The 17,720-nt window shown below is 69.5% G+C and carries 16 protein-coding genes, 1 tRNA gene and 1 pseudogene; 7 read left to right on the top strand and 11 right to left on the bottom strand.

All coding sequences use genetic code 11. From position 1 onward, the window contains the following. Positions 1–343: 343 nt before the first annotated feature. The 3 genes from OHT21_RS06110 to OHT21_RS06120 form a co-directional block, all read right to left on the bottom strand. Positions 344–1,540, bottom strand: a complete 1,197-nt coding sequence (locus OHT21_RS06110; protein WP_328767217.1) for a PP2C family protein-serine/threonine phosphatase — start codon at positions 1,538–1,540, stop codon at positions 344–346. Between the two features lie 464 nt (positions 1,541–2,004). Continuing rightward, on the bottom strand, positions 2,005–2,673 hold the full coding sequence (locus tag OHT21_RS06115) for a response regulator transcription factor (RefSeq protein WP_328767218.1): 669 nt from the start codon (positions 2,671–2,673) through the stop codon (positions 2,005–2,007). Further along, positions 2,670–3,830: a sensor histidine kinase gene (locus OHT21_RS06120; RefSeq protein WP_328767219.1), complete on the bottom strand. Its 1,161-nt coding sequence runs from the start codon at positions 3,828–3,830 to the stop codon at positions 2,670–2,672. The genes OHT21_RS06115 and OHT21_RS06120 overlap by 4 nt, the downstream gene beginning before the upstream one ends. A 114-nt stretch (positions 3,831–3,944) precedes the next feature. On the opposite strand from OHT21_RS06120, the gene OHT21_RS06125 reads away from it, so the two are divergent. Then, positions 3,945–4,307 carry a hypothetical protein gene (locus OHT21_RS06125; RefSeq protein WP_328767220.1) on the top strand — a complete coding sequence of 121 codons (363 nt, stop codon included), beginning with the start codon at positions 3,945–3,947 and terminating at the stop codon, positions 4,305–4,307. A 285-nt stretch (positions 4,308–4,592) separates the two neighbouring features. On the opposite strand, the gene OHT21_RS06130 is transcribed toward OHT21_RS06125, so the two are convergent. After that, positions 4,593–5,090, bottom strand: coding sequence for a hypothetical protein (locus OHT21_RS06130; RefSeq protein ID WP_328767221.1), 498 nt, complete (start codon positions 5,088–5,090; stop codon positions 4,593–4,595). Between the two features lie 13 nt (positions 5,091–5,103). Between OHT21_RS06130 and OHT21_RS06135 the strand changes: the two are divergent. The 3 genes and pseudogenes from OHT21_RS06135 to OHT21_RS06145 all read left to right on the top strand — a co-directional run. Beyond that, positions 5,104–5,493: pseudogene (locus OHT21_RS06135) on the top strand (cellulosome protein); the annotation flags it as partial. Between the two features lie 128 nt (positions 5,494–5,621). Further along, positions 5,622–6,824 carry a hypothetical protein gene (locus tag OHT21_RS06140; protein WP_328767222.1) on the top strand — a complete coding sequence of 401 codons (1,203 nt, stop codon included), beginning with the start codon at positions 5,622–5,624 and terminating at the stop codon, positions 6,822–6,824. 704 nt (positions 6,825–7,528) lie between these two features. Next, on the top strand, positions 7,529–8,779 hold the full coding sequence (locus OHT21_RS06145) for a tyrosine-type recombinase/integrase (protein ID WP_328767223.1): 1,251 nt from the start codon (positions 7,529–7,531) through the stop codon (positions 8,777–8,779). Between the two features lie 106 nt (positions 8,780–8,885). On the opposite strand, the gene OHT21_RS06150 is transcribed toward OHT21_RS06145, so the two are convergent. Beyond that, a tRNA-Pro gene (locus OHT21_RS06150) sits at positions 8,886–8,959 on the bottom strand. Between the two features lie 139 nt (positions 8,960–9,098). Here OHT21_RS06150 and OHT21_RS06155 point away from each other — a divergent pair. Together OHT21_RS06155 and OHT21_RS06160 are read left to right on the top strand one after the other, a co-directional pair. Then, a complete protein-coding gene (locus OHT21_RS06155) occupies positions 9,099–9,800 on the top strand; it encodes a transketolase (protein WP_328767224.1) in 702 nt (233 codons plus the stop codon). A 77-nt stretch (positions 9,801–9,877) separates the two neighbouring features. Beyond that, a complete protein-coding gene (locus OHT21_RS06160; RefSeq protein ID WP_328767225.1) occupies positions 9,878–10,795 on the top strand; it encodes a transketolase family protein in 918 nt (305 codons plus the stop codon). A gap of 18 nt (positions 10,796–10,813) precedes the next feature. On the opposite strand, the gene OHT21_RS06165 is transcribed toward OHT21_RS06160, so the two are convergent. Then, the gene (locus OHT21_RS06165; RefSeq protein WP_328767226.1) at positions 10,814–11,173 is read right to left on the bottom strand and encodes an MmcQ/YjbR family DNA-binding protein; all 360 of its coding nucleotides are present in this window, start codon (positions 11,171–11,173) and stop codon (positions 10,814–10,816) included. 161 nt (positions 11,174–11,334) lie between these two features. Between OHT21_RS06165 and OHT21_RS06170 the strand changes: the two genes are divergently transcribed. Then, positions 11,335–13,218, top strand: coding sequence for a DUF2264 domain-containing protein (locus OHT21_RS06170; protein WP_328767227.1), 1,884 nt, complete (start codon positions 11,335–11,337; stop codon positions 13,216–13,218). Positions 13,219–13,371: 153 nt separating this feature from the next. On the opposite strand, the gene OHT21_RS06175 is transcribed toward OHT21_RS06170, so the two are convergent. The 5 genes from OHT21_RS06175 to OHT21_RS06195 form a co-directional block, all read right to left on the bottom strand. Further along, positions 13,372–13,974, bottom strand: coding sequence for a GAF domain-containing protein (locus OHT21_RS06175; protein WP_328767228.1), 603 nt, complete (start codon positions 13,972–13,974; stop codon positions 13,372–13,374). Then, positions 13,971–14,570, bottom strand: coding sequence for a GTP-binding protein (locus OHT21_RS06180; protein ID WP_328767229.1), 600 nt, complete (start codon positions 14,568–14,570; stop codon positions 13,971–13,973). The genes OHT21_RS06175 and OHT21_RS06180 overlap by 4 nt, the downstream gene beginning before the upstream one ends. Continuing rightward, entirely contained in the window at positions 14,548–14,919 is a 372-nt protein-coding gene (locus OHT21_RS06185; RefSeq protein ID WP_328767230.1) for a DUF742 domain-containing protein, read from the bottom strand. The genes OHT21_RS06180 and OHT21_RS06185 overlap by 23 nt, the downstream gene beginning before the upstream one ends. 2 nt (positions 14,920–14,921) lie before the next feature. Next, positions 14,922–15,356: a roadblock/LC7 domain-containing protein gene (locus OHT21_RS06190; RefSeq protein WP_165337549.1), complete on the bottom strand. Its 435-nt coding sequence runs from the start codon at positions 15,354–15,356 to the stop codon at positions 14,922–14,924. An 83-nt stretch (positions 15,357–15,439) separates the two neighbouring features. Further along, positions 15,440–17,548 (bottom strand): ATP-binding protein, encoded by a 2,109-nt coding sequence (locus OHT21_RS06195; protein ID WP_328767231.1) that lies wholly within the window; start codon positions 17,546–17,548, stop codon positions 15,440–15,442. Positions 17,549–17,720 lie beyond the last annotated feature (172 nt).

Genomic DNA, 17,720 nt, shown 5'->3' on the forward strand with positions numbered 1-17,720 from the left:
TGCGCGACCAGGCCCAAAACGTCAGTCCCGAGACGACACCAGGCGTACCCCAGCAGATGTATGAGACGCGGTACCCCTGAGGTACGACGGCGCCCACGGGCGGACGGTCATCGAGTCAGGCCACGCTCACCAGCCCGGATTGGCGGGGGATGATCACTGGCTGGTCCGGCGTCGTCTCGCCCGCTGTCCTGGGCGTGACAGGCCCGGATGGTCGAGGCGTCCAGGAACTACGGCTGAAGCAGGCTCGCCGGCCCTGAGCTCCCCACGGCCATGTGGGGGCAGTCCGCCGGTAGCGCTGGCCGGATTCGCTGGGCGCCCGCTGTTGCAGCGCGCGGTCAGCGCGTCATCGCAGGGCGTCCGCCGGAAGAACGCCGTCAGAGTGCAGCTCCAGTGGCTGATGCGGGGAGCGGCGTACGGCAAGGACCGCGACGTCGTCCTGCTGCGTACCGGCGGTGAAGTCACGCATGTCGGCGACGAGAGAGCGGGTGAGTCGGCTGGCAGTGATGTCGGTGCAGCCGCCGAGGCGCGCCTCCAGCGGATAGAAACCGCCTCCGGGCGCGCGGGCCTCGGTCAGACCGTCGGTGCACAGCAGCAGCGTGGACCCGACGGGGAAGCCGAACCAGGTGACCATGCGCGGCTCGTCAACCAGGGATTCCAGGCCGAGCGGCACGTGCTCCTGCTGTGTGGCGACGGCGGTGACGGTGGTGACGGCTTCACCGTGCAGCACATAGGGCGGGGGGTGACCGCAGACGACAATCTGAGCCTCGGCGCCCTTGTCCACTCCGACGACCAGAGCGCTCACGAATCGCTCCGGCTCACCGCGTGGTCGGCTGTAGTCGTTATGGCGGACGACCGCTGCCTCGAGGGCGTCGACGAGCGCGGTCAGCGTCGCCTCGCGATGCGCGGCCTCGCGGAAGGCGCCGACGACGGCGATGGCCGCACCGATGGCGGCGAGCCCCTTCCCCTGGACGTCACCGATCAGCACCCGGGTGCCCCAGGGGGTGGCGGCGACCTCGTAAATGTCGCCGCCGACGAGCTCGTCCTGCTGCACTGGCTCGTACACGCCATCTACCAGAACGTCGTCGGTGAGCACCGGCAACGGCCGGAGGATTTGCCGTTGCATTGCGGCCGCGGAGGACCGCAGTCGCACCAGCTCCTCTTCCCGCGTGATCCGCACCCGGGAGCCGTAGACGGCCATCGCGTCGAAGGCGACGACGAGCAGAGCCAGGACAGCATCGTCGATCCGTTCTCCGCCCGGCTGAAGCACCACGGGTACGAGGACCACGGCGCTCACCCAGGCGGAGACCAGCGCTGTCTGGCGGGGGGTGCACAGTGCGGCGGCGAACGCCGGCAGAAACACGAGCAGGCCGAGGAGGAACACTGGGTTCCCGGTCAGCAGGCCCACGGCGACCACCACGGCGGTCGCCGCGACCATGGCCCGGATGACGGTGCGGGTGGGAGGCGTGGGGATGGACGCACTCTCGCCCCTGTCTGTCAGGCGGTCCATGGACGCGAGCACCGCGTGCAAGGGACGGAACATGCGTGGTTCCTCCGGGCGGGTGAGGTGGTCAGACAGGTACAGGTTCAGGCGCCGCGCGTGGCAGCGGGCATGCCGAGTCAGCGAATCACCCGGACTGCCGCAGGGTGTACGGCCGCGCTCGTCCGGCGCAGGTGCACCTGTACGGGGGCGGGTGCGCCCCGGGTGGGAGCCGTAGTGACGTCCTGAGATGGAAGCGTGAGTGACCTGGCGGAAGAAGCAGCTGACCATGCTTCAGCGGCGACCCCGGTCACGCCGACCATCCAGGGGCCGCCAGCATGCAGCCAGCCTCCGTGGCATGTCCGAGGAGGGGGTGCGTTCATGCCGTTGATGGTGCACGCGCGACGCGGTTGAAATCATCAGTCCCGGGATGACACAGGGCATACCCCAGCGGATGTAGGAAGCGGTACCCCGGGGCATTACGACGCCTGCGGGCCCGCGGCCGGCCAGGTGAGGGCCGGGCCTGTCTAGTCCTCCAGCCAGCCGGGACTGACCATTCCCGACTCGTACGCCAGCACCACGACCTGTGACCTGTCCCGTGCGCCCAGCTTCATCAGGATGCGGCTGACGTGCGTCTTCGCCGTCGAAGGCTGCAGCACTAGCCGCTCGGCGATCTCGTCGTTCGTGAGCCCCGCGGCCACCAGCTGCATGACCTCGCGCTCCCGGTCGGTCAGCACGTCGAGCCGAGGGTCCGGCTGAGGGCCCTTGACCCGGCCGGCGAACTCGGCGATGAGCCGCCGGGTGACCGACGGGCTGATCAGGGCGTCGCCCCGGGCGGCGACCCGCACCGCGTGCAGCAGTTCCTCCGGCTCGGTGTCCTTCACCAGGAAGCCGGTCGCCCCGGCGCGCAGCGCCCCGTACACGTAGTCGTCCAGATCGAAGGTCGTCAGGATGACCACCTTCACCGCCACCAGCTGCTCATCCTCCGTGATCACCTGGGAGGCTTCCAGACCGTCCATCCCCGGCATCCGGATGTCCATCAACACCACGTCCGGCTTCAGCTCGCGACAGGCCGAGACCGCGGCTTGCCCGTCGGCGGCCTCCCCCACCACCTCGATGTCGTCCTCGTCCTCCAGGACCGACCGGAACCCGGCCCTCACCAGCCAGTGGTCATCCACCAGCAGGACCCTGATCATCGGCTACTCCGCTCCGTCTGCTCTCCTGTGATCTCGTACGGTAGCCGGGCCCGCACCGCGAATCCGCCTTCCGGCCATGGGCCCGCGGCCAGCTCGCCCCCCAATGCCCGCGCCCGCTCCGTCATTCCGGCAATGCCACTGCCGCCGCCCGCCCTGGCCGGGCGGGCTGCCGCACCCTGACCGTCATCCTCGACGGCGACCATCAGCTCCCGGTCCCCGTAGGCGATCCGGATCGTGACCTGTCCGGCGCCGCTGTGCCGGACCGCATTGGTCAACGACTCCTGCACGATCCGGTACGCGGCCAGGTCGATTTGGGCAGGCAACGCGCGCTCAGCCCCGGTGCGTTCGATCCGCACCGCGAGCCCTGCGAGCTTCGCCGAGGCCACCAGTGCATCCGCCCGGGCCAGACCCGGCGCGGGTGCCCTGGGCGCATCCTCGTCGACCCGGCGAAGCACGTCGAGGGTGGCCCGCAGCTCCTGCAAGGTCTCCCGACTACCCGCCTTGATAGCGCTCAGCGCCGCCTCGGCCTGCGCAGGGTCCTTCTTCAACCGATGCAGAGCCGCACCCGACTGCACATTGATCATCGAAATGTTGTGCCCGATCACATCGTGCAACTCGCGGGCAATGCGCAGCCGTTCCTCGATGGCCCGCAGCCGCGCCTCCTCCTCGGCGTACGCCACCCGACCGTGCCGCACACTGCCGAGCGCCACGACGGCAACCAGCCAGCCGGTGAGCATGAACACCGCCGTACCCGTGACATCGCTGTGGGTCATGATGGCGCCCACGCCGACACCGATCACCATCGCCGACGCAATGGCGACGGCCAACCGCATCCGGCCCTGGGCTGCGATGGCGTACAGCGCCACGATCGGGACCAAGACCAACGGCCCGTCGACGGTGCTGAGTACGTAGTAGAGTCCGGTGGCCAGCGCCGTGAACCAGCCCACCGTCGCCGGGCATCGGCGCCGGAACATCAGCGCGCCGCACACCGTGACGATCAGCAGCCAGGACACGATCAGCGAGGGCATCGAGCCCTCGCCATTACGCGGCCGCTGTCCCTCGGCGATCGCCAGCAGCACGAACGTCCCCAAAGCCAGCGCGGCGTCAGCACAAGCACCACGAGGCAGCCGGAAACGGGTCTGAGTGAGAAGCGGCACGAGTCCATACTGCCCGTGATGCCGATCAAAGGGGGACACCTGGGTGGGTAGGCAAAGGGGGCGCGGCTACTCTGCGCTGCTCCTCACCCGCCGTGCCGGACCCGGAAGGACAAGGTGGCCATCCAGAACCACGCCGCCCGCTTCCGCCTCCTGCCCCAACTCGCCAAGGCGCTCAACGTGCCGACACCCACCGTACGCAAGCCGGGCTCGGCGTGGACCGAGCTGCCCCGCCCCACGAGCGCCGGCACCGAGCCGGGCGGCCGCGTGCGTCTCGGGTACGCCCGCGCCTCAATGCCTCTACTCCCGTCACGGCCTGCCTGCACGGAGGGCCGGGTCAGTCCGTCTCTCGCGCTGCTCACAGCCCGCACCACGACTGGCAGAGCTGTTGCAGGGATCGCCACCGACTCCTCGATACGGCTCGTCGAGCACCACTCGTTCTCTCAGGGTGGATCGCGTGGGGCGGGGTGGGTTCGTTGAGCTCCTGGGACTCGTTCTCGGGGTGTGGCTCTGCGGCGGCTTGTTGCACGACCCGTGACAGGAGTTGATGGTGCGGGCATTTTCGGGACCGACTGATCGTTCTGTTGGTCGGCAGGGTCGGACTGCGCCGCGGCCAGGTGGCGGGCCTGCGGCGCAGTGTGGCTCAAACCTGCGCAGTCCCCTCGGCGTCTGATCGCCGAATCGCAGAGCTGCCGCGGATCACTGTGTGTCTGCAGCACTGGTGCTTCCTCAGGGCATCGCTGGCCGTACGCTTTCCGGCGCAAGTCACTTCAGACCCGGCCCGCGGTGTGCGCCTACTCCATCATGAGGTGCATCAGCGCCCTTGCCATTGCGACGGCTCCCCCGTACAAGGTCCACCAACTGCCTCGATCGACTCGCGCCGATATGGAGTTCCTTCCGCAGGGTCTCAGCCGAAATGGGGCGCTGATGCAGTTCCCGGTGCCTGGTATCCAGGACCTGCGCCCGCGCCAGCAATGGATCCTCGCCCTGCTGCGGACGCGCACCCATCACGGGACCGTTTCTCTCACCCTGGTCTCCGGCCACGCCAACTGGGCGGTGCACCAACAACTCCACCGACAACAGCAGCGCGACGGGAGGCCATCCGGCAACCAGCACCGGCTTCCACTCCAAAGCCGGCGCCGCCGCGATGTTCGCAGCCAGAGAGACCGCGATCCCCAGCAGAAACGCCGACCACACCGCGCCTCGCGCCCGGCGTGTGCGGGCCCCGGAGGGCTTCAGAAGATCGACCGTGGCCAGCAGCAAGAGCCCGTCCACGGAGGCAGTCACCGGCATCGGCGACGGCAAGGCCAACGCACTCTCCCTCGACGTCGCCGCCGAACGCTCCGGCCGGCACGCCGTGACCTCCGCTACTCCAACGCCGAACAGGCACCCGCCACTCACTACAACCCCGACCCGATCGCCCGCCACGCCGACCTCTCCGTCAACGGCGGACCGGCCCGCCGCGTGCTGTTCCCGACGACCTGCCACTTCAACAGCTTCTGGGAACTGACCGTCCCGGTCACCTGAAGAAGGGCACGAACCGGCTCACTTTCACCGCGCAGAAACTGCCCGACTTCAACGGCGACACCTACACCAGTACGACCAGCGGTCCCCGTACGCACCGGTCATCGGACGCATCGCCGTCACACCGCTCGCAGGGAAGTAGCGCGGCGAACGGCCCGGGCTCTCACCGGCCCGGGCCGTCCTTCACCCTGGTCATGAGCCTTGGCATAAGGTGCGGTCGAGTTGATGTTCGGATCGCTCATTCCGTGGTGACCAAAGGGCCGATCAACCATGCCATACACGGTGTCGCAGGCGACGCCGCGCCGAACCGAGCGTTGGTTCGTCCGGCGAGGCGCACCCACGATGATCGAGGGTTACGGCTTCGTCGGTCACGTGCTCTCCCGCATGCTGCCGTCGCTGGCCTTCGTGGCGCTGGCCAGCCTGGCCTGGCTCGTCCCGCTCAGGTCCGCGGGTTCGCAGGGGTGGGTCCTCCTTGGTGGCGTCGCCGTGATGACGCTGGCCGCGTGGGGTACAAGTACCGTTTTCGTACGGCGGCTTCCCCGTTTCTCGCGCAGGACCGTCATCGCGATCCTCGCCGTGTACGCCACGATGCCGGTCGCGGTACCCCTGTTGCAGCTCGCCGTCGACGGAGCCGTTACTCCGCCGGGCGGCAACGTAGCCGGGCTGCTGGGTTTCGTGATCTTCTTCGCCGCCGCATTCGTCGCCACACTTGTCGCCACGACGTACGGCCTCGGCACGCTTCTGCGTCGGGCGGTCCGTCACTCGGTCTTTGATCTGCGCAACAGCGTGCACCTGCTGGGCCGGGCGCTGCCCGCGTTGCTCTTCGTCACACTCTTCCTGTTCTTCACCGGCGAGTTGTGGCAGGCCATGAACCGGTTGGCGTGGTGGCGCGTCGGGCTCGTCGTCGTGCTTTTCGCTGCGATCACCGTGCTTGCCGCCGCTGCCCGCCTGCGCGACGAGATCGGCCGGGTCGAGCAGGACCTCAGCCTGCCCACTCTGTCGGCGGCGTGCCAGGGCACGCCCTTGGCCGGTGCGCCGGTCGAACACCTGGCGTCCGGCGGTCAGCTGCCTGCAATGCCGCTGACCGCACGACAGGAACGCAATCTGCTGCTGATGCTGGCCAGCCGCCAGCTCGTGCAGGCGGCGGTGGTCGGCTCGGCGCTGTTCGCCTTCTTCCTTGCTCTGGGCGTACTGGTGGTCACGCCCGAGACGGCGGAACGGTGGATCGGCGAGAAACCCGAGACATCTGTCCTTTTCCCCGTCATCCCGGTCGCGATGTTGCGGAACGCCACGCTCTTCGCCGCATTCGGCAGCATGTACTTCGCGGTCACCTCCATGACGGACGCGGACCACCGACAGCAGTTCTTCGCACCGATCATCGATGAGATCGAGCGTGTGCTCGCGGTGCACGCGGTGTACTTGGCTGTACGCGAAACCGTCCCGGCCACGCCTGACGGCTTGGGCGCCGGATGACCTCTGGGCCACCTGGGGGTATCACTCACCACAGCAGCAGCGGTCCGGCCACCCTGAGCCCATCGCCGTGCCTGCGCCCGGCAAGCACCACACGGGCAATCCCCCTCCATCGGCCTGCCTGGCTTCAGGAGAAGGAACGCCAGGGTGGCCGGAGCCGCGTAGGCAAGACGGGAACTGGCCGGTGGAGCCGAGGAGTTCGCTCACGGCTCAGCCGGTGATGACGCTGACGTAGTTGAAGAGTTCAGGCGCGCCAGGACCGCCTCCGAGGCATCAGGACGCAGCGGCGCGGCGGAGGCGAGACCACTCCGGACCGTTGCGACCCGAACTCCAGCTCCAGCGGGAGGAGCTGCCAGGCGTTGTCCTAGTGCGGGACGTACAGTCTGCCCTGCAGACAGAGTCAATCATCCACTGGCCTCGGCCCCGGCGACCGCTTCGGCCAGGGCGGCAACATCGGTTCGATCAGCGCCCCCAAGTCATCGTCCACGATCCTCGGCCGAGTCACTACACCCGCCCAACGATCACGCTCGACCGGGGCACCTCAGCGAACTCAAAGGGGCCGCTGCTGCTCAGCGTTGGCGACACGCGTGATGTGACGGCGAGGTGATGGCGTCCGCCCAGGAAACGCCATGATCGGCCAGCTGATACGCCGGAGGATGCCGCCATCACTGTGGAGCGAACGCACTCCCCCACTGGAGGTGAGTACCATGGCTCCTCGCCCTCCTGAGCACGGTCGTCTCTACCGGCGCTGCGGCTGCCGTCGGCCCGACGGCCGGCAGTTCGGCGCGGCCTGTCCAAAGCTCAAGGGCCGTTCCCGGCACGGCTCGTGGGCCTTCGCCGTCGACCTGCCGTCCGCCGACGGCAGAAGCAAACCCCACTGCCGCAGCGGCTTTCCCATCCGCACGGCCGCCCACGAGGCGCTGGAGCGCGCCCTGACGTGCGAGCGCAGTGGGCTCTACGGTGACGAGTACCTCACCCTTGCCGCCTACCTGACCGACTGGCTGCGTACCAAGGAAGAAACACTCAAGCCCACCACGTTCGTCCGCTACCGCGACTACGTCCGCGCCGACCTCATCCCGTCCTTCGGACGCATCGCTCTCCAGGACCTGCGGCCGCGGCACATCACCGCCTGGCAGGAGGCCGAGCTCGCCCGCGGCCGGGGGCGTACGACCGTTTACCGGATCGGCGCCACCTTCTCCAGCGCCGTCGGCTCCGCCATGCGTGGCCGGTTGATCGCGGACAACCCGTGCCGGTATGCGATGCTGCCGCGGCCGGCGGCGCAGGAGCGGATCTGCTGGAACCCCACCCAGGCAGCCGCGTCCCTGCGCCACAACCACACCCACTACGGAGACCAGCTGGCCGACCTGTTCGAGCTGCTGCTGGGCACCGGCATGCGCCGCGGCGAGGCCCTCGGCCTGCACTGGACCGATGTCCACCTGCCGGAGAAGACCCTGCTGGTGCGGTGGAACCTCACGGCCGTCAACAACAACCGGCTCTACCTCGGCCACCCGAAGACCAAGGCGAGCCGGAACTGGGTGAGCCTGTCCCCGCGCGTCGCCGCCGCACTGGAGCGCCAGGCCGTCCTCGCCCGGGTCGGCCAGCCCCCGGGCACGCCCCTGGAGGGCCTGGTGTTCTGCCAGCCGGACGGCTCGCCGCTGCGCCCGCAGAGCATTCTGACCGAGCTGCGCCAGCGCTCGGCGGAGATCGACCTGTCGCGGATCGGCATCCACGACCTGCGACACACCGCCGCCACCATCATGATCAGCTCACGGGTCCCGCTGGCCGTGGTCTCCAAGACCCTGCGCCACTCGACGCTCTCCACCACCGTCAACCTCTACGGCCACCTACTGCCCCACGCCGCCCGCGACGCCGTCACCGCCATCGACAGGGCCCTCACACGCGCGGACCGTAAACACCGCCACCAGACCGGCCCGGCATCAGAAGACCGAGCGGTCTGAGACCGGCCGCCGAGAGGGGCGCGAGTTGCCATCACGCCGCCATCACGTGTCACACGAACGCATCCAGCGGGCCTGCCGTTTCCGGCAGACCCGCTGGTGAACACCGTCGGGACGACAGGATTTGAACCTGCGACCCCTTGACCCCCAGTCAAGTGCGCTACCAAGCTGCGCCACGTCCCGATGCCCGCTGTGACCTGGGGTTTCCCTGGTCGAACGCGCATGGAAACAATACCGCACTCGGACCGGTGGTCGCGCACTCCTTTTCCTCCGAGAGACGCCACTTGACCTCAATCTTGCTTGAGGTTGCACGATCGTCAGCATGACCAAGACAGCGGAACGGCGATACACATACGAGGACCTGTCCGGGCTGCTGAGCCTGATGAGCGGGGACGAGAAGCACGGGCCCGCCGCCACATCCACCCTCGACGCGCTCTGGGTGCTCTACGACCGGGTCCTGCGAGTCACTCCGGAGCGGGTGGACGATCCGGAGCGGGACCGATTCCTGCTTTCCAAGGGGCACGGGCCGATGGCGTACTACGCGGTGCTCGCCGCCAAGGGATTCGTGCCGGTGGAGTGGCTGCCGGGGTTCGGCTCGTACGACTCTCCGCTCGGCCACCACCCCGACCGGGTGCTGGTGCCGGGCGCCGAGATCGGCAGCGGTTCGCTCGGGCACGGGTTGCCGATCGCGGTCGGGACGGCGCTGGGGCTTCGGGCCCAGGGGCTGCACGAGCCCGCCGTGTGGGTGCTGGTCGGGGACGCGGAGCTGGACGAGGGCAGCAATCACGAGGCGATCGCGTACGCCGGGCCTGCCGGGCTCGACCGGCTGCACACCGTGGTGATCGACAACTCCTCCGCCAGCTATGCCCGCCCCGGCGGGATCGCCGCGCGGTTCGAGGCCGCGGGCTGGTCCGTCGAGAGCGTCGACGGGCGGGAGCACGAGGCCCTGTACGAAGCGTTCACCGCGCCGCATCCCGGACGGCCGCGGGTGGTCATCGCCCAGGTCGAGCCCAAATCCGCCTGAGATCCAGGTCCCTCAAGCACGCACCACAACCCCCAGGTCTCTCATCAACACCAGACCCAGAAAGGCAGTTCCGAATCATGGACACCATGCGTGACCGCTTGGCCCTCGTAGTCTCGCGGCTGCTCGATGAAGATCCGCGCGTCGCGGTGGTTCTCGCCGAGATCGGTATGGCCGATTTCGAGGAGATCCGGATGCGGCATCCGGATCGGGTGATCAACCTCGGCATCCGTGAGCAGTTGCTGGTCGGAGCGGGTGCCGGCCTGGCGCTGACCGGGCTGCGGCCCGTGGTGCACACCTTCGCGAGCTTCCTGGTCGAGCGGCCCTTCGAGCAGGTCAAGCTGGATCTCGGGCATCAGGGCGTGGGCGCGGTGCTGGTCAGCGCCTCCGCCTCCTTCGACTGGCCCGCTGGCGGGTACACCCATATGGCACCCGGCGATGTGGCGCTGCTCGACACACTCGACGGCTGGACCGTCCACGTCCCTGGCCACCCGGACGAGGCGGAGACACTGCTGCGGCACGCGGTCGCGGCGGGCGACGACAAGGTCTACGTACGCCTGTCGGTGCAGTCCAATGCGGAGGCCCTGCCGGTGGACGGATCGCGGTTCCTGACCGTTCGCGAGGGGCGCGCCGGTGTCGTCGTCGCCGTCGGGCCGATGCTCGACGCGGTGCTCACGGCCACCGAGGGGCTCGATATCACCGTGTTGTACGCGACGACCGTACGGCCCTTCGACGCGGCCACCCTGCGCCGTGCCACGGAGACGGCCGGCACCGATGTCGTCCTCGTCGAGCCGTACCTGGCCGGCACGTCGACCTCCGCCGCCAACGACGCCCTCGCGGACCTTCCGCACCGCGTACTCGGTCTCGGCGTCGGCCGCCGTGAGCTGCGCCGGTACGGGCGGATCGACGAGCACGTGGCCGCACACGGGCTGGACGCGGCTTCCCTGCGGCAGCGGATCGGAGAGTTCCTGAAGGCCGGAGCGGGCGCCCAGTCGTGATCGGTACCCACAACACCCTCAGTCAGCCGCCGGAAGGCCCAACTCCGGGTAGGACTCGAGGAGTCGGGTCGGAGCGGCCTGGCGCCAGGAGTCCGCCAGGATATCCCGCAGTTCGTCGTCGTCCTCCAGCGTTGCGAGCCGGACGCGCACCCAGGCGAAGCCCGCCTCATGGTCGGCGATCCAGAACTTCCCGGGCTCCGCCAGGACGAGTTCGTCCCGCTCCTCCTTCGGGCAGCGCACAGCGATGGACGTCTCGTCCTCGGGCAGTGTGGCGAACATCTTCCCCGCGACCCGGAAGGTGGGCATGCTCCACGCGATCTTCTCGGTCGTGTCCGGCAGGGAGAGGGCGATACGGCGTACATCTTCTGCGTCCGGCATGACTCGCACCGTAGCCAATCCCACTGACATTCACCTGCTCAGCCGAGTTCAAGCCAAGGCGGACGCCTCTGCCCGTTCAATTGATCTATCCGCGGCGTGCAGCCGTATCCCTCCTCGGAACCCTCAAATCGACCGGCGACCCGAGGAGTCAGGACACTTACATGCCCGCACCGCATCTGGCCCTGCCACCCGCCGACCGCGTCCTGTCGCCGCTCACCGGCTGGACGCGGGCGCACTGGGAGGCGCTCGCCGACCGGCAGTTGGAGGCGCTGGTTCCCTATGCGACGCCGGGCCTGGCGCAGTATCGGCTGCCCGGCAGAACCTCCTGGTCGGGTGTGGTGTCGGACGGTCTTGAAGGCTTCGCACGGTCATTTCTGCTGGCCTCTTTCCGGATCGCGGGAGCACGCGGCGAGGTGGATCCCCGTCTCATAGAACGGTACGCGCGGGGTCTGACAACGGGCACGGACCGCGACAGCGGCGAAGCCTGGCCCGAACTCACCGACTGCTCCCAGCAGATGGCCGAGGCCGCCCTGATCGCCGTCGGACTGCACGAAACCCGCCCGTGGATCTGGGACCGCCTCGACGGCGACGTGCGGGAGCGGGTCGTGGACTGGCTGTGGGGTTTCGTGGGCCGCCGCACCTGGGACAACCACTGGCGGCTCTACCAGGTGGTGGCCGAGCAGTTCCTGGCCTCGGTCGGCGCGCCGTACCGGCAGGACGACATCGACGCCGGGCTCGACCGTATCGAGGACTGGTATGTCGGCGACGGCTGGTACAGCGACGGCGAGGGGCGTGCCTTCGACTACTACAACGGCTGGGCCATGCACCTGTACCCGCTGCTGTGGGCGCGGATGACGGGCGGCGAGGGCGGCGGCCGCGGCCGGGTCTACCGGGACCGGCTCGCCCAATTCCTCGCCGTCTACCCGCAGTTCTTCGGTGCGGACGGCGCACCTGTGCTCCAGGGCCGCTCCCTGACGTACCGTTTCGCCACCACCGCCCCGGTGTGGCTGGGCGCCCTCGCCGGCTGCACTGCGCTGGCGCCGGGTCTCACCCGCCGGCTGGCCTCCGGTGCGGTGAGCCACTTCGTGGAGCGCGGGGTGCCCGACGAGCGGGGGCTGCTGCCGCTGGGCTGGTACGGCACGTTCCTGCCGATGACGCAGCCGTACTCGGGGCCCGCGTCACCGTACTGGGCGAGCAAAGGTTTCCTCGGGCTGCTGCTGCCCCGGGACCACCCGGTGTGGACGGAGCGTGAACTGCCGCTCCCCGTCGAGGAGTCGGACCAGTACACCGCGCTCCCGGCACCCGGCTGGCTGCTGCACGGCACGAGGCACGACGGCATCGTCCGCCTCGTCAACCACGGCAGCGACCACAACTCCCCCGACCGGGCTCCCGAAGACGACCCGCACTACGCGAAGTTCGGATACTCCTCGGCCACCGCTCCCGAGTCGGGCGCGCATGCCTGGGAGCGCACGATGGACGGACACATCGCGCTGCTCGCCCCGGACGGCACCGCCTCCCGCCGTCGCCTGATCCATCCACTGCACTGCTCCGGACGTACGGCGGCGTCCCGCTATCAAGCTCAACTCCCAGGAAACCACACCGAGTTCCCGATCGAGACGACGAGTGTGCTGCGCGGCCCCTGGGAGATCCGCGTACACCGGGTGCAGGCGCCGGCCGGTGTGGCGGTGCGGGAGGGCGGTTACGCGGTCGCCGCCGAGGCCCGGCCCACGGCGGAGCGGGGTTCGGGCTGGGCGCTGGCGCGGACCCCGGACGGGCTGACCAGTGTGGTCGTCGCGCTGCACGGCTGGGACGAGGACGCGGGCATCGCACGCGAGGTGGACGCCAACGCTCTGGGCCCGCATTCAGCGACACCGTACGTGCGTTGTGCGGCCGGTCGTCCGGGAGGCAGCGGTGTGTACGTCACGCTGGTCGCGCTGACCCGGGACGCCATACATCCTCAGGCTCTGCGGGAGTCGGTGTCCTGCGCGGTGGAGGAGCACGAAGTCAGGATCACCTTCCCCGAAGGGGACACCGTTTCCGTATGAAGGCCCCTGGGAGGCGACTTTCCGCATAAGGACCCCAGGAGAGCACTTTCCGCATGAGGACCCTAGGAGGGCACTTTTCTGGGGCCCATCCCTATGGACCTATGGAGACCCCCAGAAGACTCCTCACATGAAGCCCCAGAATATGAAGGGCCCTCAGATTCCGCCGCTCTCCCGCAGCTCGATCCGCTCGACGAGTTCCGCCGCCATCGCCTTGATGGTCTCCAGGCCAGCCCGCCCCCAGGGCCTCGGCTCGATGTCTTCGACGCACACCGTGCCGAGCACGGTCCCCGTGCGGTCGATGAGCGGGGCCCCGAGATAGGAGCGGATGCCGATCTCGTCGACGACCGGATTCCCGGCGAACCGCGGATAGTCGCGTACGTCCTCCAGGGCCAGTGCCTTCCCCCGGACCACCACATGGGGGCAGAAGCCGTAGTCGCGGGCCATGTGGCGGCCGAACCGGTACTCCGTACCGTCCGCGGCGAGGATCACGGCGGACCGCCCACCGGAGTCCGCCCCCGTGCCCGCGCCATCCGGAGTATGCAGCCCTGCGAAGAACTGCCCGTTCTCGTCAATGAAGTTGACCATCGCGTACGGCACCGCGGCGATCTGAGCGAGCCGGTCCGCGAAGGCGTCGAAGGCCGGCTCGGCCCGCTCCCCCAGACCGAGCCGGCGCAGCCGTCGCGTACGGGCGGGGGCGTCCTTGTCCTCGGGGGTGAGCAGCAGCCGACCGGCCAGGCGCGGCGGGTCGTACCTCATGTTCGGGCTCCGTAACTGGGGGCGCGTGTGGGTGCGTGGGCGATCAGATGGCGGACGAGGGTCAACAGGGTCTGCACCCCTGAGCTGGAAATCCTTGCGTCGCAGCGCACGATCGGGATCGCCGGGTCGAGGTCGATGGCCGCCCGCACCTCTTCCGGGTCGTAGCGGTAGGCGCCGTCGAACTCGTTGACGGCGACGATGAATCCCAGGCCGCGCTGCTCGAAGAAGTCGACGGCGGCGAAGCACTCCTCCAGGCGGCGGGTGTCGGCGAGGATGACTGCGCCGAGCGCGCCCTCGCACAGCTCGTCCCACATGAACCAGAACCGCTCCTGTCCGGGCGTACCGAACAGGTACAGCACATGTTCCGGATCGAGTGTGATGCGCCCGAAGTCCATCGCGACGGTCGTCTCTACCTTGTTCTCGATGCCGTCGAGATTGTCGGTAGAGGCGCTGACGGTGGTGAGCAACTCCTCCGTACTCAGCGGCGCGATCTCGCTCACCGCGCCGACAAAGGTGGTCTTGCCTACCCCGAACCCTCCCGCCACCAGGATCTTCAGTGCGGTGGGGAAGGGGTCAGAGCTGTCGTCGTAGTCCATCGAGCACTGCCTCCAGAAGAGACCTGTCAGTCGGGTTGTGGTGGAAGGCCGGGGGTTTCGTCGTCAGCGCCCCGCAGTCGACGAGGTCGGCCAGCAGCACCTTGGTGACCGCTGCCGGCAGCTTCAGATGTGCGGCCACCTCGGCGACCGAGACGGGCACCCGGCACAGTTCGAGCGCCTGGTTGTGCTCGGGGCCGAGGTAGCCGAGCGGGGTGGCTCCGGTGGCCCGCATCTGTGACAGCAGATCGAGCGCGGTACTGGGCCGGGTCCGGCCGTTGCTGACGGTGTAGGGGCGTACGAGGCGTCCGGCCGCGTCATCGAGCCAGGGCCCGTCCCCGGCCGCGGTCACGTTCAAGGCCTCATCGCCGAGGGCTCGGCGGTGGACTGCCTGGGCGCGGTCATCAGATACGGGCGAACGCTCTTGACCAGCATCGCCATCTCGTATCCGAGCACGGCCGCGTCGGCCTCACGGCCGGCGAGCACGGCGAGACAGGTGCCGGAGCCCGCCGTGGACACGAACAGCAGGGTGGAGTCGAGTTCGACGACAACCTGCCGTACGTCACCGCCGTCGCCGAAGCGGACGCCCGCGCTGCGTCCCAGGGAGTACAGCCCGGAGGCCAGGGCGGCCATGTGGTCGGCACTGTCGGGGTCGAGCCCATGGACCGACTTCACCAACCCGTCGCAGGAGAGCAGCACCGCGCTTCTGGTGTGCGGGACGCGCTGCACCAGGCCGCTCATCAGCCAGTCGAGATCGGATACATGGGCGGTCGGCACATCGCTCGCCATGGGGGATCGACTCCTTGAAGTACGTACGTCGGTGGGAGCGGAAGTGTGGGTGGACAGAGAAGTGGGGGTAGGGGTGGCGTTGATCATCCGGCTGATGTGCTCCCGTCGTGCCGGGCGGTGAAGTCCGTGAAGTCGGTGAGGTCGGTGAAGTCATACGAGGGCGCATCCGCGGGCTCGCGCGCCGCGGGCGCCTCGGGTGATGCGTGCGCCTCCTTGCGTGCCGCGTCCCGCTGTTGGGCCTCGGCGAGCCCGATGCCCCGCTGGAAGGCCGCCATCAGTCCGGGGTCGTGACCGACGAGGAAGTCGGACTCGGGGCGGGGCAGGGGTCCCTCGCGCAGCTCGGGCACGATGTGCTCCTGGGCGCGCCGTCTGGGCAGTTGGGGCTTGCCCATGGTGCCGCGCACCGCGCCGTTGCGCTGCGTCGGCGAGGCGACCGCCTTCGCGACGTTCTCGATCACGACCCGCCGCTCGTCGGACCGGATGCCGGGCAGTGCCTCCGCCGGATTGGGCCGAGCCTCGGCGCCTCGCACGGGGAGCGGCGCCGAACGGCCGCCGTGCACCACCGTTGTACCGGCCGACGCGTCATCCCGCGGCTGTTGGGACTCCGCGGCGCTCTCGCCTCGTTGCCCCTGCGCCGTCGTCTCCTGGCGAGCGGTCGCTTCCGGGCGCGCAGTGGCTTCCTCACACCGCGCATGCGATACGTCGCCGGGGGCGCCCGGCGCGACCCCCCGCACCGGAACGGGCGTGCCCGCAACCGGGACCTCCGCCCCCCGAGCCGCAACACCATCCGGAGCCGCCGTCCCCTGCCCGGGCTTCCCCTGCCCCGGCGTCCCGCGAACCGGCACCCCCTGAAGCGGAGCCCGGTGCACCGGAACCCCATCAGCCGGCGTACCCGCTCCCGACACGACCGTTCCAGGCCGCCCTGCCCCCGACTGTCCCGCACTCGACTGCCCGGCCCGCGTCTGCCCAGCCCCCGCCTGCTCGGGTTCCGCGCCCAGGAGCCCCTGCGGCATGACGAGTACGGCCTGGATGCCGCCGTAGATATTGGTCTGCAGCCGTACCGCGATGCCGTGCCGGCGCGCGAGCTGCGAGACCACGAACAGCCCGATGCGTCCGTCCTGCAGCAGGCTCGCGACGTTCACCTGGTCCGGGTCGGCGAGCAGGGCGTTCATCTTGTGCTGTTCGGCCGGCGGCATACCGAGCCCGCGGTCCTCGACCTCGACGGCGAGCCCCGAGGTGACGAGGTTGGCGCGCAGCAGGACCTGGGTCTGCGGGGCCGAGAACAGCGTGGCGTTCTCGACGAGTTCGGCCAGCAGATGGATCACGTCGGCGACGGCGTGACCGCGCACGGTGCCTTCGATCGGCGGCACAAGCTTGACCCGCGAGTACTGCTCGACCTCGGCGGTGGCGGAGCGCAGCACCTCGGTCATGGAGACCGGGTTGCTCCACTGACGGCGGGAGACGGCGCCGCCGAGCACGGCGAGGTTCTCGGCGTGACGGCGGATGCGGGTGGCGAGATGGTCGACGTGGAAGAGGCCCTTGAGCAGGTCAGGGTCCTCGATCTCATTCTCCAGCTCGTCCAGGATCGAGATCTCGCGCTGCACGAGGGACTGAAGCCGCCGGGCCAGATTGACGAAGACCTCGACCTTCTGCTCGCTGCCCGCCTGGCTGGACAGCTGGGAGGCCTGGACGACCGCGCTGACGGCGCCGTCGTGGGCGCGCGCGAGGTCGTCGGCGAGCAGGTCGAACTCGTCGGCGTCCGGGGCGGGTTCGCCGCGCTTCCGGCGCGCGGGCGGCCCTTCGCCGCGTCGCAACGCCTCGACAAGGCCGCGCAGTTCGGCCTGGTCACGGGCGCTGGCAGCGCGCAGCGTACCGACCCGCTCGCGTACGGACCTGGCGGCGCGGTTGGCGGCCACGGCGGCGATCACGATGCCCGCGAGGGCGACCGCGACGGCTCCGCCGAGGACGATCCACAGGGTGAGACTGGGCCTGGCCATGGTCGAGCGGACGGTGAACAGCACGGCGGCGCTGGCGCTGAGAGCCACCGCGATGGGTGGCAGAACCGCGAGACGCAGGAGCTGGGGCCGTATATGGGTCTCGGGCAGCGAGGGGGCGGTACGGGCGACCGGTCGCCCGTGGCGCCCGCCCTCGCGGCGGTCAGCGCGTGCGGCCGGTGCGCGGAGGTGAGACATCGACGTCCTCGTACTGGGTATGTCGGGGCCGTGGCGGCTCCCGCGGATCTGCGAGTCGGGCATGCGCCATCGCGGTGCCGTTCGCGCATGCCAAAAAACCGGCCCTGCGTCGCTCGGCGGCCACTCACAGTAGTCGCCACCGCATCACACTCGGTGGGCAGTTGACAAAGTC

Source organism: Streptomyces sp. NBC_00286, from assembly GCF_036173125.1.
Taxonomy (GTDB): Bacteria; Actinomycetota; Actinomycetes; order Streptomycetales; family Streptomycetaceae; genus Streptomyces.